This is a genomic window from Acinetobacter sp. UBA6571 (assembly GCF_002434085.1).
GTDB classification, from domain to species: domain Bacteria; phylum Pseudomonadota; class Gammaproteobacteria; order Pseudomonadales; family Moraxellaceae; genus Acinetobacter; species Acinetobacter radioresistens.
This window is the reverse complement of record NZ_DJJJ01000058.1, coordinates 1-22,091: the sequence shown is the minus strand read 5'-3', so window position 1 is coordinate 22,091 and position 22,091 is coordinate 1. Positions and strand designations below refer to the sequence as shown.

The following is a 22,091-nucleotide window of genomic DNA, read 5'->3' as shown; positions in this document are numbered from 1 at the left end:
GCCTGATTCGTTCTCGTCATTGCACTCTGTTTGCTTTGCAGTACACTCAAAAATTAGAAAAACCAGTCATTCAATATAAAAAGGAAAAATTATGAGCGAGGCTTATATTATTGATGCCATTCGCACCCCGCGAGGAAAAGGGAAAAAAGACGGCTCACTTTATGAAGTTAAACCGATCAGTCTGCTCACCGGATTACTCAACGAATTACAGCATCGTCATCAGCTTGATACTTCTAAAGTTGATGATATTGTTTTGGGCTGTGTAACGCCTGTAGGTGACCAAGGGGCAGATATTGCCAAAACCGCAGCTGTCGCGGCGGGCTGGAATGATGACGTTGCCGGTGTACAAATTAACCGCTTCTGTGCTTCAGGCCTTGAAGCGGTCAATATGGCGGCAATGAAGGTTCGCTCTGGCTGGGAGGATCTGGTGGTGGCAGGTGGTGTCGAGTCTATGTCACGTGTACCGATGGGCTCAGATGGTGGACCTTGGGCACTTGACCCGGAAACCAATTTATACAGTGGTTTTGTGCCACAGGGTATCGGAGCTGACCTAATTGCTACACTGGACGGTTATACCCGTGAAGACGTAGACCACTTTGCGCTACATTCACAGCAGAAAGCTACACAAGCACAGGCCAGTGGTTATTTCAAAAAGTCTGTAATACCGGTTAAGGACAAAGCAGGTGTTGTCATTCTGGCAGAAGATGAATTTATCAAGCCGAATACCACGGCTGAAGGGCTAGCCAAACTTAATCCGAGCTTTGAAATGATGGGCCAAATGGGCTTTGATGCAGTAGCCCTACAAAAATATCCGGAAGCACAAAAGATTCATCATGTACATCATGCCGGAAACTCTTCTGGTATCGTTGATGGCGCTGCACTGGTACTGATTGCCTCTGATAAAGCAGTGAAAGAACAGAATCTGAAACCTAGAGCTAAAATCTTGTCGACTGCTCTGGTTGGCACCGATCCGACGATCATGCTAACCGGGCCAGCACCTGCTGCACGTAAAGCACTAAAAAAGGCTGGACTGAGTATTGATGATATTGACCTGTTTGAAGTCAATGAAGCTTTTGCAGCAGTGGTCATGCGCTTTATTCATGAACTCAAGGTTGACCCAGCCAAAGTAAATGTCAATGGCGGTGCAATTGCAATGGGACATCCGCTAGGTGCAACTGGCGCCATGATTCTTGGGACCTTACTGGATGAACTGGAGCGTCAGGATAAAAAACGTGGCCTGGCGACTTTATGTGTCGGCGGCGGCATGGGAATTGCTACTATTATCGAGCGCGTATAAGGAGAATAACATGAGCGCAATTCAATACGAAAAGAATACAGACCAGATTGTAGTGCTGACCCTAGATTCCAGCGGCCAGTCAGCTAACACCATGAATGCCGAGTTCCGTGCATCGCTAGATAAAGTTGTTCAGCAGCTCAGAGCTGAAACTGAAGTAAAAGGTATTATTTTCCGTTCAGCCAAAAAAACATTCTTTGCCGGTGGAGATCTTGACGAGCTGGTGACTACCACACCGGCACAGGCAACTGAATTTTTTCATATGGTACAAAAACTCAAAGCAGATTTACGCTATATCGAAACTATGGGTATTCCAGTGGTTGCCTGTTTAAATGGTACAGCTTTAGGTGGTGGCTGGGAGCTGGCACTTGGCTGCCATTACCGTATCGCTTTAAAAGACTCTAAAACCAAATTCGGCTTACCTGAAGTGACCTTGGGTTTGTTACCGGGAGGTGGAGGTATTGTCCGGATGATCCGACTGCTGGGCATTCAAACTGCCCTGCCTTATTTAATTGAAGGAAAACAGTTTGGTGTAGAAAAAGCTTTATCACTGGGTCTAATTCATGATACGGCAGATCATGAAGAAGAACTATTACAAAAGGCCTTTGACTGGATTCAGGCTCATCCGCAGTCACAGCAGCCTTTCGATGTTAAAGGCTTCAAGATTCCGGGCGGAGATCCAAAACACCCTGCGGTTGCCCAAATGCTGGCGATTGCTCCAGCCATACTGACTGATAAAACGAAAGGCTGCTACCCTGCCCCTGAAGCGATTCTGGCAGCAGCTGTTGAAGGTGCACAAGTCGACTTTGATACTGCACTTACGATTGAATCACGCGCTTTTACATATCTGGCCACCGGACAGGTGTCTAAAAATATGATCGGAACGTTCTGGCATGGCTTAAATGCCATCAAGTCAGGGGCTAGCCGTCCGGCAGGATATGAAAAATGGCAGGCTAAAAAGGTAGCTGTTTTAGGCGCTGGCATGATGGGAGCAGGAATCGCCTATGCAATTGCAATTAAAGGAATTTCAGTAATACTCAAAGATGTATCTATAGAAAATGCTGAAAAGGGTAAAGCCTACAGCCAGAAACTGCTTGATAAAAAAGTCAGTCAAGGCCGTATGAGTGCTGAAAAACGTGACCAGATTTTACAGTTGATCCATCCTACAGCTGATATGAGCACCCTGGAAGGTTGTGATCTGGTAATAGAAGCTGTATTTGAAAATCAACAGCTTAAAGCACAGGTTACCCAGCAAGCAGAAATCTATTTAAATGAAACGGGTGTGATGGCATCAAATACCTCGACCCTACCCATTTCTGATCTGGCACAGGCCAGTCGTAATGCTGCGCAGTTTATTGGTCTGCACTTTTTTAGCCCGGTCGACAAAATGCAACTGGTCGAAATTATTAAGGGACAGCAGACCTCGGCAGCCACACTGGCTAAAGCCTATGACTTTGTGCAGCAGATTGGTAAAACTCCTATTGTGGTCAATGATAGTCGTGGTTTCTTTACCAGTCGGGTGTTTGGCAAGTTTGTACAGGAAGGTCTGCGCATGCTGGCTGAAGGAATCCATCCGGCGAGTATAGAAATGGCAGCGCTCAAGGCAGGTATGCCCGTCGGTCCACTCGCAATTCAGGATGAAGTTTCACTGACTTTAAGCGAGCATGTCGCAAAAGAAACCCGTAAAGCGTTACAGGCCATAGCTCAAGATTTACCCCTGACACCGGCTGATGAAGTGATTCAAACCATGATTCATGAATTTGACCGTAAGGGTAAAGCCGCAGGTCAGGGTTTTTATGAATATCCGGCACAAGGTAAAAAATATTTATGGAAAGGCTTGAGCCGCTGGAATAAAAATAAGGAAGTACCAGAGCAGGAGCTGATTGAACGCTTTCTTTTTGTGCAGGCTCTAGATACATTACGCTGTTTAGAGGAAGGTGTGCTGGAATCTGTAGTCGATGCCAATGTAGGCTCTATCTTTGGCATCGGTTATGCACCATGGACCGGTGGTGCCATACAGTACCTGAACCAGTACGGATTGGAACGCGCCTTGGCTCGTGCTGAACAGCTGGCTGCAGAATATGGCGAGCGTTTTGCTCCACCACAGCGATTAAGACAACATGCACAATCTGGACTACCAATCGCTGCTTAATGATCAGAACAAAAAGACGCGATTGCGCGTCTTTTTTGTTTCTCATGTAGACATTTCATATTTAACCATTTTTAGCTTTTATATTTTAAACAAAAAATTCTTTTTTCATTTTCAGTATATTAGAAATCCCCAGTCTATTTCTTGACAGTTTTATGCTATAACTATACCCAGTTTAGTCAGTATTTTTTCTTACTTTGGATATTTATTATGGTAGATCATTCTTCTCCTGAGCATTCTCCATGGGGCTGGAAAGCACTGATTGTTGCCGTGATTCTAGGCTGTTTCTTTATGGGCTTTTTTTATCTGGCTGTAACCAATGAGCCAGACTATATGCCAAGTCAGCAGCAAAAAAATACTCAGCAGCATGCCTTTAAAAATGCACCGGCCATGTCACCTGAAGCCATGCAGGCAGCACAGGCTAACCAGCAAAAGGCTAATGCAACTCAGCAGCCGGATCAGCCCTCTACTGAAACCTCAACCGCTCCGGGCGAACATATTGAACATAGCCACGGTGATCAGGAACATTCTCATTAAACTGATGAATTAAAAGCATATGACAGATCTAACACGTAATGCACTTGTAGTAGAGGGCGGCGGTATGCGCGGCTCTTTCACCTGTGGTGTGCTCGATGCTTTCTTAAAACATGATTTTAATCCTTTCAGTTTATTTGTCGGGGTTTCTTCTGGCTCAACCAATGTAGCCAACTATCTTGCAGGCCAGATAGGAAGGAATATTGATATTTATCTGGATCATTCCCTGCGCCGTGAGTTCATCCACTATGGCCGTTTTCTTAAAGGGGGTGATCTGCTAGACATGCAGTGGATGTGGGATGTTGTTGAACAGGAATCACCTTTGGATCAGAATGCACTGTTCAGGCAAAATCCAGATTTTTATATGGTTCTGACTCATGCCATTCATGGCCATGCTGAATATGTACGTGCCAGCCAGGAGAACATTTTCGACGGATTACGTGCGTCTAGTTCCATCCCGGTACTGACCCGTCAACCCGTACTGGTAAATGGTAAACCTTATTTCGATGGTGGCGTAGCAGATGCCCTGCCAATACAGTGGGCAGCAGCCCAGCCTGATGTTACGCAACTAATGGTGATTCGTACCCGGCCAAAAAACTATTTTAAAGCCAGCAGTAAGGGTGACCAGTTTCTGGCAAAATATATAGTTAAAAAGAATCAAGGATTTGCCTTAAGTTTGCAAGAACGCTGTGAACGCTATAATCAGTCGGTAAAGTTCATTCGACAGGCTCAAACTGCACCGGTGACACAAAAGATTCTGGAAATCTGCCCACCAGATGACAAACGGCTTGCCAACCGTCTCTGCAAGGATAAACGAAAACTGCAATATACCTATGAAGTGGGATTAGATGTGGGTCTGCAGGCTATTGAGGCATGGAAAGCCTTGAGATAGTCCAAGGCTTTTATAATATTTTCAGTTTTGCGCTATTTCATTCTGGTTCACAGTGCACTAGTGCTTAGTTAAAGACTGAACAGATTTTCCAGGTTAACATTTGCAACCAATATCCTGTTGATCCCATTGGTCATTTAACAACAGTTCCAGAGAATGCTTGCGGATACCATACATCTCCTTTAAAGCCCTGATCTGTTCCAGTACAGACTGGTCAGGCTGCTTGAAGTTCTTGCGCTTGGTCGCGAGTATCATTTTGTTCTTACTGGTATGTTCTAAAGATATAAATTCAAAGACTTTGGTATCATAGCCATAAGCTTTGAGTAATAAGGCACGGATAGTATCTGTCAGCATCTCGGCCTGTTGTCCGGCGTGAATTCCAAATTGCAGCATTGGCTGGAGAACCTCAGGACTTTCTAGCTGAGGGCGTAATTCTTTATGACAGCATGGTGCGCACATAATCATGGATGCATTTAAACGGATACCGGTATGAATGGCAAAATCGGTTGCCACATCGCAGGCATGCAGGGCAATCATGACATCAAGATGCTCAGGATGATAGGTCCGCACATCTCCTTCAAAAAAATCAAGATGTTCAAATCCAGATTTCTGTGCGATTTCCTGACAGAAACTGACCAGATTAGGCCGCAGTTCTACTCCGGTAATTAAAGGCAATTTCTGTTTCTGTTCTTGCAGATAGTCATATAGAGCAAAGGTTAAATAGCCCTTGCCTGAACCAAAATCAACAATTCGTACTTTATCTTGTGTAGTAATCTGTTCAAAAGCACCTGAGAAAATTTCAATAAACTTATTAATCTGTTTCCATTTACGCGCCATGCTCGGAATAATCTGGGCCTTTTCGTCGGTAATTCCTAAATATTTTAAAAATAGGCGATCTTGTGCAACATAACGCTGCTTTTCCCGGTCATGAGTAATAAGTGGTGTATCTTTGCTGGTTATGTCTTTTCTTTTTGTACGGGTAAGCATGACCTTTTTCTTGTTTTTCTTCAGCTGTAGTTCATGAGATGCAATCAGCAGGTTAGCCTGTTTACAGTCATGAAGCAGAGATGTAATGTGCAGCACTGCCTCTTCTAGAGTATAGTTTTTTGTGACATCTTGAGTCTGATAATGATACAGGCCAGAGAGTTTTACTTGATTTTGCAGCTCAACCAGACGGAAAGTAATCTTTTGCAGCCCCTCAAGCTTACCTTGATACTGACTTAATATCAGACGTTCAAAATGATTTAAATCAAGGGATTGCTGAAATTCTTTTAAAAATTGCTGTTCCTGTTCAGAAAAGCTTTCAGGAGATGTCATGGAAAGAATCCTAGATAAATTAGTAATAATTTTAAATGTTCTTACCTGAAAAGCAAAACTGCATTAATATACACTTGTACTTTTAAATATATTGGTTGGTTTATGACTTCTCCACTTGCGGAATCTTATCATCCAAGAGAAGAACAGTTTAATGCATATAGCCATGCAGTCGGTGCAGTACTTGCCGTGATCGCCGGTGTCCTGATGGTCATAAAAGGCAGTGATCTCCCGACTGGCCAGTGGATTGGATTATGGATATATGCAGGCAGCATGGTATTACTGTTCACAAGTTCAACGTTATATCACTTTTCCAGAACCGAGCAGCGCAGATTCTGGTACAAGAAACTGGACCACACAGCCATTTATTATCTCATTGCAGGTACTTATACGCCTTTTTTAAGTATTGCATTGCCTACCACTAAAGCACATAACCTGCTTATTGCCTTATGGGTCATTGCTGGTATTGGCACAGTATTTAAATTGATTTTTATTCACCGTTTTCAAAAGATTTCCCTGCTGGCCTATCTGTTGATGGGTTGGATGGCATTGCTAGTTATGGATGACATGCGACAGTACCTGTCAAAACAGACCATAACCCTTTTAATTGCAGGTGGTTTGGCTTATACGATTGGTGCATTGTTTTATGCCTTAAAAAGAGTAAGATATACTCATGCTATCTGGCATATTTTTGTATTGTTAGGCGCAGGATTACACTTCCTGGCGATCTATCTTTACGTAATCTAATTCATTTGTACTCACTTTTCAGTGACCCTGAACGAGATTAATGGATTAATTTTCGTTGTTTTTTTAAGAAATTACGCCTTTTTTAAAAAGATTACGCTTTTAAAACTAATATTTATTTTTACGAAGTGTAAGGTTACCCATGGCGTCATCAACTACTACAGCTGCTACCACCGAAGTAGCGACTAACTCTAAGGCTCGTGTTTTATTCGCGAGCCTCGTCGGCACGACGATTGAATTTTTTGATTTTTATATCTATGCGACTGCCGCAGTGATTGTTTTCCCTCACCTGTTTTTTCCGGCAGGAATCGGTAGCGCGGCAGTACTCCAGTCTTTAGCGACTTTTGCTATTGCGTTTATTGCCCGCCCAATTGGTGCAGCACTATTTGGCCATCTCGGTGACCGGATTGGCCGTAAGGCAACACTGGTAGCTGCCCTTCTGACGATGGGTATCTCCACAGTCTGTATTGGTTTATTACCTACCTATGCACAGATTGGTATTATAGCTCCGTTATTATTGGCACTTTGCCGTCTGGGCCAAGGTTTGGGGCTGGGGGGTGAATGGAGTGGTGCAGTATTGCTGGCTACTGAAAATGCACCAGAAGGCAAGCGTGCCTGGTATGGCATGTTTCCTCAGCTTGGTGCTCCAATTGGCTTTATTCTGGCGACTGGCTCGTTTCTGCTCCTAGGCGCTCTGATGTCTGAAGAAGCATTTTTGCAATGGGGCTGGCGTATTCCTTTTATTGCAAGTGCAGCACTGGTTATTGTAGGTATGTATATCCGATTGAAATTACATGAAACCCCTGCTTTTCAGAAGGTGCTTGATAAACAGAAAGAAGTTAACATTCCATTTAAAGAAGTATTTACCAAGCACTTTTCAATGCTGGTTTTAGGTACTGTGGCTGCGATCTGTACCTTTGTTGTCTTTTATCTAACCACTGTATTTGCATTGAACTGGGCCACAACACAGTTAGGTTATTCACGGGGTGAGTTTCTTGAACTGCAACTGATTGCAACTTTATGTTTTGCTGCTTTTATTCCACTCTCTGCAGTATTTGCAGAAAAGTTTGGCCGTAAAGCTACTTCTATTGGGGTATGTATAGCGGCTGCCTTATTTGGTCTGGTATTTTCTTCCATGCTGGAATCAGGTAGTACCTTGGTCGTATTCCTGTTCTTATGTACCGGCCTTGCAATTATGGGAATGACTTATGGGCCAATTGGTACGGTTTTATCTGAGCTGTTCCCGACTTCAGTACGGTATACCGGTTCTGCTTTAACATTTAACCTCGCAGGTATTTTCGGTGCATCATTTGCACCGCTGATTGCGACTAAACTGGCTGAAAATTATGGCCTGGCAGCAGTTGGTTATTATCTCTCAGCTGCTTCTATTCTTTCACTGATTGCGTTTATGCTGATCCGTGAAACTAAAAATGAAGATGTAAATAACCAGATCTAAGCTGAAGCAGTTATAAAAAAGACGGGCTTCTCCCGTCTTTTTTATATGATGAATCTGCCTGTATCAAATTAATTCAATAATATCAATAGTTGGCGGTACACGAAAACGAAAAGGTACCCCAACCATTCCAGTCCCTACCGTTACAAATACATCTGCATGTTCGTGCTTGTACAAACCGCGTTTATGCCCCAGTATCGAGACTTTCTTCATAATATAGTTGGTTACCCAAGGCAATTCGACCTGTCCACCATGAGTATGGCCTGAAAGCATGAGGGGACGTGTCGGTAAAGCAGGTACCATATCTACTGTATCTGGATTATGCGACAAAATTAACCAAGGCTTGTCTTGAGGTAACTCTGGAAGTAAGCGCATGTCTGTTTTACCTGCCCACAAGTCACCTACTCCAATCAGTCGGAATTCATCAAATTCAACAATCTTCCCCTCAATGTCGATGACATTATTACTCTCTAATGCGTGTCGTAATAATTCCTGAATAGGCGGTCCCGGATACTGTTCGTCATGATTTCCGGTCACCGAATATACGGGGGCCTTAATCTCACGCAACATCTCAAGTTCTTTTGCCAGCTGGTTTTCAGGTTCATATGTCCAGTCTCCGGCAACCACAACAATATCAGGATTTTCCTGATTAATTTTATTTACAATAATCTTAAGCTGGCGTTCATGTCCGGAAAATAAACCTATATGCAAGTCAGCAACCAGAGCAACCTTAACCGGTTTTTGGAAAGGTTTTTCAGGATTTAAAGAGAACTGGTGCCGATGTACATGCACTAAATGAGGCTCAATAAAACGTGCATAGATCAGCACACTGCTGAGAAGAAAGACAAATACAGCTTCATGGATATTGAAATAACCACTCCAGCCTGCATACAGGCTAAAAAAGAATAAGGGAAAAAGCAGATAAGAAAGATAGAAAGCCAATAGATGCACAAAAGCTTTAAAAGGATGAATCGTTTCGGTACGCGACTGGCTGATCCAGGCTTGAGAGACTGCCCAAAGCGCAATGAGTCCAAAGCTCAGATAAAAGTAAAATACTAGGGATGTCAGTTTCAGCATACTCTATCTCTGATCCATATCGCCCCGAATGGGCTATATATTTATATTTTGTTACGACCCAATTATACTCTAGCTCAGTTCTGTACTCGTAAGCATATTGCTACGGTTTCTTCTGTCCTATCGGTCACTCTTATTTATGCGTTTACGATCTTTGAAATCTTCGTCTGGCGCTGTGCTATTAGCGAGCTGCAGTTTACTGCTCACTGTTCCGGCTTGTACCACGCTACCTCGACAAATGCCTCAGGTTCCTCAGTACGCCCATGATATTGATGCAAGCCAAACCAGCCTTTCGCAGATCGTTACACCACTACGTGAACAGAATCCGGGCCTGACCGGTTACCATGTGCTATATGATCCACTTGAAGCATTGGCAGCACGTCTGCGTCTCATCGATAAAGCTGAAAAATCTTTAGACTTACAATACTACATCTGGGATAACGACCGGATTGGTGCACTGGCTCTGCATGCCCTGATTCGTGCTGCAGACCGCGGTGTTAAAGTCAGGCTCCTGATAGATGATAACAATGCCAAGAACATGGAAGGAATTTATTTAGCGTTATCACAACATAAAAACATTGAAATTAAACTATTTAATCCGTATCGCTTCCGGAAATACCGTGCCATGGACATGGTGCTTGACCTAAAACGCATCAACCGGCGTATGCATAATAAAAGTTTTATTGCTGACCACCAAATTGCCCTGATCGGTGGACGTAACATGAGCAACCAGTACTATAACGTTAGTGAAACCTATCAGTTCTCAGATGTTGATGTCATGCTGCTAGGGTCAGCAGTTGATGATATTGTGCATTCCTTTGATGACTACTGGAATGATGATTATGCCTATCCGGTTAAGGAAATTGTCAGTGCACAGCGACATCATTTACGCTATGAAAGCTTAAAACGTCAGCTCGACATCCATAATCAGGAAGTGAGTGTACAAAACTATCTGGATCTGACGAACCGTTCTAAAGCATTTGATGAATGGCTTTATCATAAAATTGGTTTTGACTGGGTAAAAGCAGAAGTCGTTAAAGATCCACCTGAAAAAATTAAAGCAAAAGCAAAAAAGGAAGGTTTACTCAATTTTCAGTTATTAAAATATCTGGATAAACCAGAACAGAGTGTTGATCTGATCTCGGCCTATTTTGTTCCTGAAAAGCAAGGTGCGAAAATGCTGAGCCAGCTGGCAGAAGACGGTATTAAAGTTCGGGTACTCACTAACTCTTATGCAGCAAATGACGTCGCCGTTGTACACGCATTTTATGCCAAGTACCGTCAACAGTTGCTCGAAAATGGTGTACAGCTTTATGAGTTTCTACCTGCTGTCACGGATGAAGAACTAAATGAAGTAAATCAGGAGATTTCAAAAAAAGCCAAAGTCAGCATGAAAGGACTCAGTCGCTCCAGCCTGCATGCCAAAATGATGGCACTAGATGAAAAACAGGTATTTATTGGTTCTTTTAATTTTGATCCCCGTTCAGCCTATTTAAACTCTGAAATTGGAGTCATTCTTAACAGCCCTCAACTGGCGAACGCTGTGCATAAAACTATGGATGAAAATCTTAAAAAATATGCATATAAACTGGTTTTAGATGCCAATAATAAACTGACCTGGGAATTCCAGCCACAAGAGCCGGGTGGAAAGATCTATCATAAAGAGCCACGAATGAAATGGTGGGAACGTGCCGGCATTAAGGCCCTGTCTTGGTTAACTCTAGAAGGCTTTATGTAAAGTATTCAGAACAGAAAATAAAAAGCTCAGACGACCGAGCTTTTTATTTTCAAATTGGCTATTCAATTTAAGATATAGCAGTAGTTTTTAAAACATTTTGATGTAGTTCGGCCAGACCGTTGACCATAGCCTGCTGGACTTCAGCAGTTAAGCTCTCAAGCGTATGGCCTTCTACTGAAATAGCGGGTAAAGCCATCAGGTGGGCTGTAACAGGTGGCATTTCAAGTACACGGCGCACATGTTCAGCAAAAGTCAGATCATCAATAAACGGAACAATCGTATCTAACTTTCCCTGCTGGTTAACATAACAGATCAGCGCAATCTGTACCGGTTTGTGTGCAGCCAATGCGGCGCCCAGCAAACGGCCATATACCCGCTTGATATAACTGCCATCAGATGTAGTGGCCTCAGGAAAAAATAGAACCGGAATATTCTGTTTCAAAAAATCGGTAAGCTGCTCACGAATTCTGGTTGAATCACCAGAACCCCGTTTAATAAATAACGTACCGCCTGCTTTAGCCAGTTTACCCAGCACTGGCCACTGTTCAATTTCGGCCTTGGCCAAGAAAAATACCCGTGCTGCTGAACCAATTACTGCGATATCCAACCATGAAATATGATTACTGACCCAAAGTGCTGGCTGGCGAGGAATAGTGCCATGAATCCGCACCTCGACATTAAATACCTCGCCAAGACGGCGACAGAAATACTGTACATAACGGGTATTTTCTACTTTATTAGGATGCTTATATAACCTGTGACGATAAACCAGATAAAAGCCCTCTATGATAAGTGCTATACCCGTGACGATTTTTTTACTGTAAAGCCAGATTTTAGAAAGCCCGGAGACCGGCACAGGCTGAGTGGAAAGCTGAGACATAGAGTTATCACTAAAACTGATCATATTTTAACAATTTCAATTGCAGCTCCATTCTATACTTTTAAAGCACTCCTTGCATTGATGATAAAAACCGAACATAAGGATAAAAAAATTCAATTTTAATTATTTTATCCAATCAAATATTATATATTCATCGGATTAATAAATAGAGGTAAGGTGATGAAAGTATCTAACCAGCAGCAGCCCCCTGTAGAACATATTGAAATGTTTTCTACCTTAAAAACTATTTTAGGCTGGTCAATTCTGTATGCCGGTGGAATGATCTTAACAGCTCAGGCCTTTTCCAGCATGATCTAAAGCTTGTTACCGAATTTAATTAATTAAGCTCGCGTAGGATACAGCTTTTATTTAAAATGAAGTTTTAATGCTAGAGAGTCTACAGATTAGTGGAATATTTTGAGCGACATCAAGGTGGTGAACGAGCAATCCTGGTCAGTGTTTCGGTCCAGTTATTGGAAGATATCGATACCGAAGAGTTTCGCCTTTTAGCTCAATCAGCAGGCGCTGAAATCCTACACCATGTAACTGCACAACGTATTAAGCCAGACCCAAAACTTTTTATTGGTTCAGGTAAAGCAGAAGAAATTGCTGAACTGGTCAAGACTGAAGAGATTGATCTGGTTATTTTTGACCATTCCCTGTCTCCTGCACAGGAACGTAACCTCGAACGAGTCATGCAGTGCCGTGTCATTGACCGGACTGGCCTTATCCTGGATATTTTTGCACAGCGTGCTCGGACTCATGAAGGTAAACTGCAGGTTGAGCTGGCACAACTTGAACATTTGTCTACCCGTCTGGTGCGTGGCTGGACTCACCTAGAACGACAAAAAGGCGGGATCGGCTTGCGTGGTCCGGGGGAATCACAGCTAGAAACAGACCGTCGCTTACTGCGGATCCGTATGGGCCAGCTAAAAGACAAACTTGAAAAAGTACGCCAGACCCGCATGCAAGGTCGTGCTGCACGTCAGAAAGCTGCTATTCCAACTGTTTCACTAGTGGGTTATACCAATGCCGGTAAGTCTACCCTGTTTAATATATTGGCAAATACTGAAGTCTATGCGGCTAACCAGCTCTTTGCCACATTAGATCCAACCTTACGGCGACTGGAATGGGATGGTATTGGCAGTCTGGTACTGGCTGATACGGTAGGGTTTGTACGTAACCTGCCCCACTCTCTGGTAGAGTCATTTAAGGCTACGCTCGAAGAAACACTGGAAGCGACTTTGTTGCTGCATGTGATTGATAGCAGCACCCCTGATATGATGGAACAGATTGATGCCGTAGAGTCAGTGCTTAAAGAAATTGGAGCTGATGTACCTGTACTGCGCGTATACAATAAGATCGATGTAAGTGGTGAAGCAGCCAAAATTATCTATGCCAAACCGCACATGCCGGAACGGGTGTATGTATCGGCACATTCAGGCCAGGGACTTGAACTGCTACGTCAGGCTGTTCAGGAATGTCTCATGGGCCAACTCCAGCAATTTGAACTGGTCCTCAAGCCTGCTTATGGCAAGCTACGTACACAGCTTTATGCTCTGAATGTGATCCAATCAGAAGCCTATGATGATGAAGGTCAACTTCATCTGACTGTGAATATGGCCCCCCACAAACTCGAGCAACTGATCAAGCAAGCTCATTTACCCATTGATGAAATACTTGGTCAGAACTCTCAACAGTTCAAACGACCACTGGAAGAGTTTGAAATCAGGGACCAGATAGGTTAAAACGTGATAAATAACGTTTTAAAAAAGCTGAATAAGACATGGACCGAATTGAAAATATAGACTGGGCCGCTTGGGCAGGTACGCTTGCCCTGATTGTTATCTTCCGTGAAGCTGCTGTTTGGGTCATGTCAATCTGGAATCATCCTGAACTGGGTAATCTGACTGGACTGATCAGCCTGCTGATTATCCTGTTGATCTGGCGTAGATTTAAAAAATTGCCACACCGTCTGGTGGATACCAATAATAAGATCATGAAAGAAAGCGCTTTTGCCTTTTTACCCATCTGTGCCGGCTCACTTATGATGCTGATACATATGGGTAAAGATATTCCGTTATTTCTGGTAGTGCTGGTGATCAGTACCCTGTTCCCGTTATGGGTTTATGCAAAAATAGCAAAACGCTGGTTATAAGGAATAAAAACGATGCTCATGATTATTTTTGGCTTTTTGCTGACTACAGTCAGCTACTTCTGTGCAAAATATTTGAATCAACGATTTCCTCAGGTTCCCCTACTGGTTTTTGGTATGTTTATTGTGGTCGGACTGCTAGCCTTGCTTCAGCAGCCTTATGAAGATTACATGCAGAATGTCAATCCAATTTTTAATCGACTGCTGGGTTATGTAACTGTTGCTTTAGCTGTCCCGCTGGCGGCCATGCGTTATGACGATCTTCCCTTAAAATCAATGGTCGGCATTCTGGTCTTTGCCAGTGTTAGTGCGGTTGCATTACCCATGACTCTTGCTTATTTATTGCACATGTCTGAATCCACTGTTTTAGCTTTTGCAACCCGGGCAGTCACAACACCAATTGCACTGAACATTGCTACCTTGTTACATGCACCTTTAACTCTCGTCACCCTGATTGTAATTCTATCTGGTGTGATTGGGGCTGCTTTTTCACCTTTGCTCTTGAGACACATTAATGATGAACGGGCATCTGGCCTTGCACTGGGGTTAGCAGCACATGCAATTGGTACAGCTCAAGCTTGGCAACGTGGACAGGTGGCCGGTCGTTATGCAGCATTTGGTATGGCTGTCAATGGTGTGTTTACCGCAATCTGGCTTCCAACATTCTTGCTTTATTTACAATAAATGTGACCTGGTAATCATAAATAAAGATTGAAGAGTTTAAAGTTTAACCTTACTATAACATTTGTGATCATTTTCATACAAAAAGGATTTGAATGATGCAGAAAATTAAGTTTGCCAGCGCCATCATTTTTTCCGCATTGTCGAGTGCAGCCTTTGCACAGGATATTTCGGGGACCTGGAAAAATATTGACGATAAAACTGGCTCATCTAAAGCATTGATTGAGATCAGGCAGGAAGCCAATGGTTCATTTACTGGGCGTATTATCAAAGTTACACCACGTCCAGGTTATACACCTAAAGAAACATGTGTAAATTGTCCAGCGCCTTATACCAATAAACCAATTCTTGGTATGGATGTATTAACTGGTCTAAAACATACTGAAGGTGAAAACTATACGGGCGGCCGTATTATTGATCCTTTAAGTGGAAAAATTTACAGCATGAAAGCCAAACTGAGTTCGAATGGTAAACGTCTTCAGTTACGTGGTTATGTTGGCGTTTCTGCTTTGGGGCGTAATCAGACCTGGATTCGTCAGGACTAATTTAATCTATAAAATTTTTTCATTAAAAAACCACTCATACCGAGTGGTTTTTTATAGGTTATTTCTAACAATTTTTTCTAGCATATGGCTCATCAAAAAACCAGAATAAGCCTCTTAGTCAACGCAAGGATTATCGACTTTAAATAATTGCTGATCTTCCAGACGAAATGCAACCAGCTGATTTCCCCAGACACAGCCTCCGTCAACATTCTGAATATTCGTACTGACAGTCTTAGCCTGTAAGGCTGCCCAGTGACCAAATACAACCTGATGTGTTTCTGCGGCTTTAGAATCAAATTCAAACCAGGGCTGAAAGCCTACCGGCATTGGGTCATCTAAAGAATCCTTAAAGCTGAACTCAAGACGGCCTTCCGCATTGCTAAGGCGCATCCGGGTCAAATAATTGGTAATACAGCGTAAACGCGCATTACCCTGCAATTTATCTGACCATGTGTCTGGTTCTGTGCCGTACATCGCGCTTAAAAAGTCATCCAATACTGTAAAATCTTCATGAGCCAGTATAGCCTCCACCTCATGGGCCAAGCAGGCAGTCTGTTCTGCGGTCCAGATACAAGGCACGCCGGCATGGGTTAGTATTGTTTTCTCGTCAGGAAATAGACACAGGGGTTGTTTTCGTAACCAGTCAATCAGCTCGTCACTATCTATAGCATCAATCACTTCCTGAGTTTTATCTTTGGGTTTGGTTTCTTTCAAACCACGGGCACAGGCCAAAAGATTCAGATCATGATTTCCCAGAACTGTAGCTGCTGCCCCATTCTCAACCAGTTTTTTGACAAAGCGCAATGCACCCAGTGAGTTTTCACCACGTGCGACAATGTCTCCAGCAAACCAGATAAAATCTTGGCTAGCGTCAAACTGAATATGCTTGAGTAATGCTTTTAAAGCCTTAAAACAGCCCTGTATGTCTCCGATAATATAGTTATAGCGTTTTGCCATATCTTAGTTCACCATATTGTCAGAAAGAGCAACAAATTCGGCAAGTGTTAATGTTTCCGGACGTGCCATCGGATTAACCCCGGCTTTTTCAAAACCATTTTCTGCCAGCATTCCTTTTAAGCTGTTACGCAGAGTTTTACGACGCTGGGTAAAAACATGCGAAACTAAACGTGCCAAAGCCTTTTCATTCTGGGCTACGATCGGTTTGTCTTTGTAGGGTTCCAGTCGAAATACTGCAGATGTCACTTTGGGTGGTGGATTAAATGAACCGGGTGGCACTTCAAACAAATAGGTCGGCTTGCAATAATACTGAATCATCACTGACAGACGCCCATATTCTTTAGTATTTGGCTCAGCGGTAATTCTATCCACAACTTCTTTTTGCAGCATAAAATGCATATCTTTGACTTTATCGCCAAACTCCAGGAGATGGAACAATAATGGCGTAGAAATATTGTAAGGCAGATTGCCTACTGCACGTAATGGCTGACCTTCTTTAAAAAGCTGACTGAAATCATATTTTAATGCATCGGATTCTATAATGGTCAAACGCTCAGGATAAGGTACCCGTCCAGGCAAACCTGCTGCAAGATCACGGTCCAGTTCCACCACGGTCAGTGCTTCACACTCGGCAATAAGAGGTGCAGTTAACGCAGCCAGTCCAGGACCAATTTCTACAATATTATCACCCGGCTGAGGATTGACTGAACGTACAATCTTTTCAATTACCCGTTGATCATGCAGGAAGTTTTGGCCAAAGCGTTTTCGCGCCTTATGCCCTTCATCTTTAGGGTTTAGGGCATTAATATGATACATAGAACGATTTCCAACAAAAATTAGTGAGCTAACTCAAGCGCCAGGTCAACAGCAACCTGCAGACTTGAACTTTTTGCCCGACCAGTTCCGGCAAGCGATAATGCAGTGCCGTGATCAACTGAAGTACGAATAAACGGTAAACCCAATGTAATATTAATGGCTTCACCAAAACCTTGAGATTTTAGCACAGGTAGTCCTTGGTCGTGATACATGGCCAAAACAGCATCAGCATCTTTTAGGTTTTCTGGCGTAAATAATGTATCAGCGGGCAGGCTCAGACTCATATTAATATCTTGTGCACGGTAATGTTCTAATACCGGGTTAATTACTTCAATTTCTTCACGGCCCAGATAACCATTTTCACCTGCATGCGGATTTAGACCACAAACCAGAATCTTCGGTTGCTCAATCTTAAATTTAGTTTTTAAATCATGAAGCAAAATATTGATCACCTGATGCAGGCGTTCTTCTGTAATGGCATCGGGAACAGCACGCAAGGGCAAATGAGTAGTGACCAGTGCCACTCTTAAGGTTTTGGTTGCCAGCATCATCACTACACGCTCTACCCCGGCAAACTCCTGATAGTACTCAGTGTGACCACTAAAGTTTATTCCAGCTTCATTGATTACAGATTTTTGTACAGGTGCAGTCGCTACCCCCGCGCTTTTTCCTGTCATGGCATAAGCTGCCGAGCGCTGTAACTGCTCAAGTACATATGCTGAATTTTGGGGGTTTAACTTACCATTTTTACAAGGTACTTTTAGAGGAACATGTTCGATATATAATTCACCCGGAACACAACCTTGCTGCTGTCCTGTATAGTCTATCAGTTTAAGGCTATAGCCCAGCTGTTCCGCACGGTCGAGTAATAATGTGCGGTCAGCCAGAATAACAATCGGCCGTCGATCCATACGTTCTGCCAAACCAAGGCAAATATCTGGACCAATTCCTGCTGGCTCACCACTGGTCACATATAAAGGCAGCATACTTAACGACTCCTGAGTTTTAAGGATGATTAACTTCAGACCTAATCATCTTTAATTTATATTGTACAGCTGAGAGCATTGTATAGGGTCTTAAATTGTATGTAGCAGCGTTATGCTGATTAAAATAAACAAGCTTCCAGATAAAAGATTCTATAGCTTCATCAATTTTATTTAAAACTCTATAGATATAGAGAATACTAGCAGTAAAATTAATATTTAAAATATTAGGGCTCGTCATATAGTGCTAATACAGACTATAAACTGACTAGCCCTTTTGGAGCCCCGTTATTCTTTATGAAGTACAAGCACTTCACACAAATTTAGTGCCGTATTTTTAAAAAGGCCTACCTTTCTTTAACTAAGATATCTTTATACAAATTTGCTTTAGAAGGATCCAGTAAACAACCTTCTCTTTTTATAATTTAAAGCGTAACATTAGAAGCCTAATACTCGATTTTTTTATTGTGGTTCTCCTGATTATCGGGTAGAATTCGGTCTCCTTTTTGTTTGGACAGCTTCTTTGTCCAAACCAACTATAATAGGTAGTGGTTGAATGAAAACTCTCAGCGCGAAGCCAGCTGAAGTACAACACGACTGGTACGTTGTTGATGCTTCTGGCAAAACTCTTGGTCGTCTAGCGACTGAAATCGCTCGTCGTTTACGCGGTAAACACAAGACTTCTTATACTCCTCACGTTGACACTGGTGATTACATCGTTGTGATTAACGCTGAGCAAGTTCAAGTAACTGGTAACAAGGCACTTGACAAGAAATACTATCGCCACACTGAATTCCCAGGCGGTTTAAAAGAGACTAACTTTGAAAAGTTAATCGCTCACAAACCTGAAGCAGTTCTAGAAAAAGCTGTTAAAGGTATGTTGCCAAAAGGTCCTCTTGGTTATGCAATGATCAAGAAGATGAAAGTGTACGCTGGTAGCGAGCATCCACACGCTGCTCAACAGCCACAAGTTTTGGATATCTAAGGGATACAGCACATGGCTACTAACTATGGCACAGGTCGCCGTAAGACCGCAACTGCACGTGTTTTCCTATCAGCTGGTACTGGTAAACTCGTGATCAACAACCGTTCTTTAGAGCAATATTTCGGTCGTGAAACTGCTCGTATGGTTGTACGTCAGCCTTTAGAGCTTCTTGAAGCTACTGAAAAATATGACCTTTACATCACTGTTAAAGGTGGTGGTATCGGTGGTCAAGCTGGTGCAATCCGTCACGGTATTACCCGTGCTCTGATCGCTGCTGACGAAACACTAAAACCGTCTCTTCGTCAGGCTGGTTTCGTAACTCGTGATGCTCGTGAAGTTGAACGTAAGAAACTTGGTCTACGTAAAGCACGTAAACGTCCTCAGTTCTCTAAACGTTAATTCGTTTACCGAATCGGTCAAAGAAGCTCTGGTTTTTATCAGGGCTTTTTTATTGATTCATCCCTCTATTCTAAAGTAGACGATTAAATTTTTATTGTTCATGAACATCCTTACCCCAGATTCCTTCATGACACCAGAATGACTTGTTTAGATAGTAATTAATTACTCCGATCATAACAAAAAATATTAATAGCATTAATTTAATCATCATTTTATCCCACTCCTGTCATTTTTCTTATAATCTATCCCGTCTTAATAGGATTAGTCCTTTATGGTTCGTGCTTTTTAGGTTGAATTTTAGTATCCTAATTTATCCACTTTGCTTCTTGCTGGTTTATGTCTTTGGAAAATACACCACTACAGGGTATTACGTTATATAGTCATGCAGATGACTTCCGCTCACACTGGATTCGCTTGGTACTGGCTGAAAAACAGATTAAATACCATCTGGTATTGGTTGATCATGAAGATGAAGACCTAGCCAGCCTGAACCCTTATAACCGCTTACCAATGCTGGTTGAACAAGATCTTAAGCTCTTCAATACAGTCATTATTTCTGAATATATTGATGATCGCTATAGACAAAATAAGCTTTATGCGGATGCACCTATGCAGCGTGCAGAGCAGCGTCAATATATCTGGCGTCTTGAACAGGACTGGCTCAGACTTGCAGACATCCTGCTATGCCATACCGACACATTGAGCCAGCCAGAACAAAAACAGACACGGCAGGAGCTTAAAGATACCTTGGTTTCTTTAACTCCGCTTTTTCAACATTTTCCCTATTTTATGTCTGAAAACTTTACAATATTAGATTGTATGCTGGCACCTATTTTTATACGGTTAAAATCTATGGGAATTGAACTGCCAAGACAGCATTGCCGGCCAATCCTGCTTTATTGTCAGCGTATTTTTAGCCGTCCTGCTTTTGTCAAATCGATGACCCAGCAAGAAAAAAACCGTTTCAATGAAATTCTAGTTAATCAATAGAGCTCGATTATGACTGAACAAGAACTTAACTTGTCCCCTACCCGTCCTTATCTGGCCCGGGCAATATATGAATGGATTTGTGATAACCAGTTAACACCACACTTGCTGGTCAATGCAACCCATCCTCAAACGATGGTTCCAGAACAGTTTGTTCAAGACGGACAGATTGTGCTTAATATTGCACCTCATGCAGTACATCAATTTCATATGAGTAATGAGGCTATTACTTTCTCTGCACGTTTTTCCGGCGCATCTCGCGAACTTTATGTTCCTATTGAGGCAGTACTAGGCTTATATGCACGAGAAAATGGTCAGGGCTTATTTTTCGATCCAGCAGAATATCCAGATACCCAAACAGAAAAAGATACTTTAAAATCTGCTGAACAAGAAACAACTGATTCACCTAAGAAAAAACCGAGTTTGAGACTTTTAGATTAAAAAAATTAGGGAGTTCACCATGGCTTTTGATTTAGTCCAATATTTCGCTGAGCAAATACAAATTCAAAAGCCTCAGCTGCTTAAACAATACCCAGCTGACCAAAGAAAAAAGTATATTTGTGAAATTAATACGCTTGCTTTAGCAAAGCTGATTACTTTATGGCGTTATGATGCTAATAAGGTTTATCAAGAAATTCGTACTCAAGATCAGCTGTATATACAGGAAATCGCCCGGCATTTAACCACCTGCCCTAAGAATCAGTCCAATTTAAGTAAATCTGAGCTGGAAGATGCGATTACACAGGTATTATCAGTACAGTTCTCTGAAATTAAACAGTTAGATGATACAGGGAATTTCGGACCTTCAGGACTAAAAGAACTCTTACTAGGACAAATTGAACACTTATCCGGACAGGCAGATGACTGGATTTGGGCAACAAGTGAGTTAACTGAGTTGATAGGTTCTAAACCAATTGAGCAAGAAGAGTTATCATTAGAAGAAACCATGAAGGAGTTTAATCAAATGGTAAATCAGCAAAATATTCAAGAGAGCCCTCATCAGCAGCCTGTACAGGCACTACAATCGACTGCAGAGTCTACTCCACTTGTGCCTGGATGGGCGCGGGTCCTTGAGCCAATTGTAGCACTTGTGATTCTTTGGATTCTGTTTAGTGTTTATCATAATCTGATGGGTTAACTAATATAAAAATTATAAGAACTAGGGCTGAACTGCCCTTTTTCTTTATCCTCACAATTTTTTATTCGATTAATTTATGAATAAATTGAATATATAAGAATAAAAAAGTTCTATTTTTTTATAAGGTTAAATAATTTTTTTAATACTCAGCCCCTTAAAAGAAATTTAAATATTAAAATGTTTATACGCTAGAGCAAGCTTCTTGAATATTCATTAAATTTTATATTGTTTAACCCTTATATAGGGCTACTTAACATTAGATGAATTATTGACTATTATTTAAAAGAGTTCAAAAAATATCATTCTAATATTATTTAACCCCCGCATAAAAAAAAGCCCCCTCGATGAGGGGGCTTTTTTAGAATAATGAGCTGGC

General features: G+C 42.2%; 23 protein-coding genes. 17 read left to right on the top strand and 6 right to left on the bottom strand.

Features of this window, described 5'->3' with window-relative positions:
- Nucleotides 1-91: 91 nt before the first annotated feature.
- From B3X18_RS11470 to B3X18_RS11455, 4 genes are all read left to right on the top strand, one after another.
- Entirely contained in the window at nt 92-1,297 is a 1,206-nt protein-coding gene (locus tag B3X18_RS11470) for an acetyl-CoA C-acetyltransferase (RefSeq protein WP_005024831.1), read from the top strand.
- A gap of 10 nt (nt 1,298-1,307) precedes the next feature.
- A complete protein-coding gene (locus B3X18_RS11465) occupies nt 1,308-3,446 on the top strand; it encodes a 3-hydroxyacyl-CoA dehydrogenase NAD-binding domain-containing protein (protein ID WP_005024829.1) in 2,139 nt (712 codons plus the stop codon).
- A 207-nt stretch (nt 3,447-3,653) separates the two neighbouring features.
- Nucleotides 3,654-3,980, top strand: coding sequence for a hypothetical protein (locus tag B3X18_RS11460; protein WP_005016067.1), 327 nt, complete (start codon nt 3,654-3,656; stop codon nt 3,978-3,980).
- A 19-nt stretch (nt 3,981-3,999) separates the two neighbouring features.
- Nucleotides 4,000-4,869 carry a patatin-like phospholipase family protein gene (locus B3X18_RS11455; protein WP_034671169.1) on the top strand — a complete coding sequence of 290 codons (870 nt, stop codon included), beginning with the start codon at nt 4,000-4,002 and terminating at the stop codon, nt 4,867-4,869.
- 93 nt (nt 4,870-4,962) lie between these two features.
- Here the strand turns inward: B3X18_RS11455 and B3X18_RS11450 are convergent, their stop codons facing one another.
- The gene (locus B3X18_RS11450; RefSeq protein ID WP_005024824.1) at nt 4,963-6,183 is read right to left on the bottom strand and encodes a class I SAM-dependent methyltransferase; all 1,221 of its coding nucleotides are present in this window, start codon (nt 6,181-6,183) and stop codon (nt 4,963-4,965) included.
- Nucleotides 6,184-6,285: 102 nt separating this feature from the next.
- Here B3X18_RS11450 and trhA point away from each other — a divergent pair, with 102 nt between their 5' ends.
- On the top strand, nt 6,286-6,927 hold the full coding sequence (gene trhA / locus B3X18_RS11445; RefSeq protein WP_017401201.1) for a PAQR family membrane homeostasis protein TrhA: 642 nt from the start codon (nt 6,286-6,288) through the stop codon (nt 6,925-6,927).
- A 139-nt stretch (nt 6,928-7,066) separates the two neighbouring features.
- On the top strand, nt 7,067-8,380 hold the full coding sequence (locus B3X18_RS11440; protein WP_286935607.1) for an MFS transporter: 1,314 nt from the start codon (nt 7,067-7,069) through the stop codon (nt 8,378-8,380).
- 63 nt (nt 8,381-8,443) lie between these two features.
- On the opposite strand, the gene B3X18_RS11435 is transcribed toward B3X18_RS11440, so the two are convergent.
- On the bottom strand, nt 8,444-9,454 hold the full coding sequence (locus B3X18_RS11435) for a metallophosphoesterase (protein ID WP_026444223.1): 1,011 nt from the start codon (nt 9,452-9,454) through the stop codon (nt 8,444-8,446).
- A gap of 136 nt (nt 9,455-9,590) precedes the next feature.
- Here B3X18_RS11435 and B3X18_RS11430 point away from each other — a divergent pair, with 136 nt between their 5' ends.
- Nucleotides 9,591-11,189 carry a phospholipase D family protein gene (locus tag B3X18_RS11430; RefSeq protein WP_051590403.1) on the top strand — a complete coding sequence of 533 codons (1,599 nt, stop codon included), beginning with the start codon at nt 9,591-9,593 and terminating at the stop codon, nt 11,187-11,189.
- Between the two features lie 67 nt (nt 11,190-11,256).
- Here B3X18_RS11430 and B3X18_RS11425 read toward each other — a convergent pair whose 3' ends face one another.
- A complete protein-coding gene (locus tag B3X18_RS11425) occupies nt 11,257-12,069 on the bottom strand; it encodes a lysophospholipid acyltransferase family protein (RefSeq protein ID WP_026056672.1) in 813 nt (270 codons plus the stop codon).
- A gap of 180 nt (nt 12,070-12,249) precedes the next feature.
- Here B3X18_RS11425 and B3X18_RS11420 point away from each other — a divergent pair, with 180 nt between their 5' ends.
- From B3X18_RS11420 to B3X18_RS11400, 5 genes are all read left to right on the top strand, one after another.
- Nucleotides 12,250-12,387 carry a hypothetical protein gene (locus B3X18_RS11420; protein ID WP_005024813.1) on the top strand — a complete coding sequence of 46 codons (138 nt, stop codon included), beginning with the start codon at nt 12,250-12,252 and terminating at the stop codon, nt 12,385-12,387.
- An 89-nt stretch (nt 12,388-12,476) separates the two neighbouring features.
- The gene (hflX, locus tag B3X18_RS11415) at nt 12,477-13,817 is read left to right on the top strand and encodes a ribosome rescue GTPase HflX (protein WP_005024810.1); all 1,341 of its coding nucleotides are present in this window, start codon (nt 12,477-12,479) and stop codon (nt 13,815-13,817) included.
- A 38-nt stretch (nt 13,818-13,855) separates the two neighbouring features.
- Nucleotides 13,856-14,227 (top strand): hypothetical protein, encoded by a 372-nt coding sequence (locus B3X18_RS11410; protein ID WP_034671175.1) that lies wholly within the window; start codon nt 13,856-13,858, stop codon nt 14,225-14,227.
- A gap of 12 nt (nt 14,228-14,239) precedes the next feature.
- The gene (locus B3X18_RS11405) at nt 14,240-14,908 is read left to right on the top strand and encodes an LrgB family protein (RefSeq protein ID WP_005024806.1); all 669 of its coding nucleotides are present in this window, start codon (nt 14,240-14,242) and stop codon (nt 14,906-14,908) included.
- Between the two features lie 95 nt (nt 14,909-15,003).
- Nucleotides 15,004-15,450: a DUF2147 domain-containing protein gene (locus B3X18_RS11400; protein WP_005404335.1), complete on the top strand. Its 447-nt coding sequence runs from the start codon at nt 15,004-15,006 to the stop codon at nt 15,448-15,450.
- A 114-nt stretch (nt 15,451-15,564) separates the two neighbouring features.
- On the opposite strand, the gene B3X18_RS11395 is transcribed toward B3X18_RS11400, so the two are convergent.
- Genes B3X18_RS11395 through pdxA form a run of 3 tightly spaced genes read right to left on the bottom strand, consistent with a single transcriptional unit; the run spans nt 15,565 to nt 18,209 of the window.
- Nucleotides 15,565-16,407 (bottom strand): symmetrical bis(5'-nucleosyl)-tetraphosphatase, encoded by an 843-nt coding sequence (locus tag B3X18_RS11395; RefSeq protein WP_005024805.1) that lies wholly within the window; start codon nt 16,405-16,407, stop codon nt 15,565-15,567.
- A 3-nt stretch (nt 16,408-16,410) separates the two neighbouring features.
- Complete coding sequence (gene rsmA / locus B3X18_RS11390; protein WP_005016100.1) at nt 16,411-17,223, bottom strand: 16S rRNA (adenine(1518)-N(6)/adenine(1519)-N(6))-dimethyltransferase RsmA; 813 nt, start codon at nt 17,221-17,223, stop codon at nt 16,411-16,413.
- Between the two features lie 20 nt (nt 17,224-17,243).
- The gene (gene pdxA / locus B3X18_RS11385) at nt 17,244-18,209 is read right to left on the bottom strand and encodes a 4-hydroxythreonine-4-phosphate dehydrogenase PdxA (protein WP_005024803.1); all 966 of its coding nucleotides are present in this window, start codon (nt 18,207-18,209) and stop codon (nt 17,244-17,246) included.
- Between the two features lie 553 nt (nt 18,210-18,762).
- Between pdxA and rplM the strand changes: the two genes are divergently transcribed.
- The 5 genes from rplM to B3X18_RS11360 all read left to right on the top strand — a co-directional run bounded on the left by rplM (nt 18,763) and on the right by B3X18_RS11360 (nt 21,715).
- Nucleotides 18,763-19,191 (top strand): 50S ribosomal protein L13, encoded by a 429-nt coding sequence (rplM, locus tag B3X18_RS11380; protein ID WP_005016108.1) that lies wholly within the window; start codon nt 18,763-18,765, stop codon nt 19,189-19,191.
- Between the two features lie 12 nt (nt 19,192-19,203).
- Nucleotides 19,204-19,590, top strand: a complete 387-nt coding sequence (gene rpsI, locus B3X18_RS11375) for a 30S ribosomal protein S9 (protein ID WP_005016111.1) — start codon at nt 19,204-19,206, stop codon at nt 19,588-19,590.
- A gap of 336 nt (nt 19,591-19,926) precedes the next feature.
- Complete coding sequence (locus tag B3X18_RS11370) at nt 19,927-20,580, top strand: glutathione S-transferase N-terminal domain-containing protein (protein ID WP_005024799.1); 654 nt, start codon at nt 19,927-19,929, stop codon at nt 20,578-20,580.
- Between the two features lie 9 nt (nt 20,581-20,589).
- Nucleotides 20,590-21,018: a ClpXP protease specificity-enhancing factor gene (locus B3X18_RS11365; protein WP_005024797.1), complete on the top strand. Its 429-nt coding sequence runs from the start codon at nt 20,590-20,592 to the stop codon at nt 21,016-21,018.
- A 19-nt stretch (nt 21,019-21,037) separates the two neighbouring features.
- Nucleotides 21,038-21,715, top strand: a complete 678-nt coding sequence (locus tag B3X18_RS11360) for a hypothetical protein (RefSeq protein WP_005024795.1) — start codon at nt 21,038-21,040, stop codon at nt 21,713-21,715.
- Nucleotides 21,716-22,091: the final 376 nt, after the last annotated feature.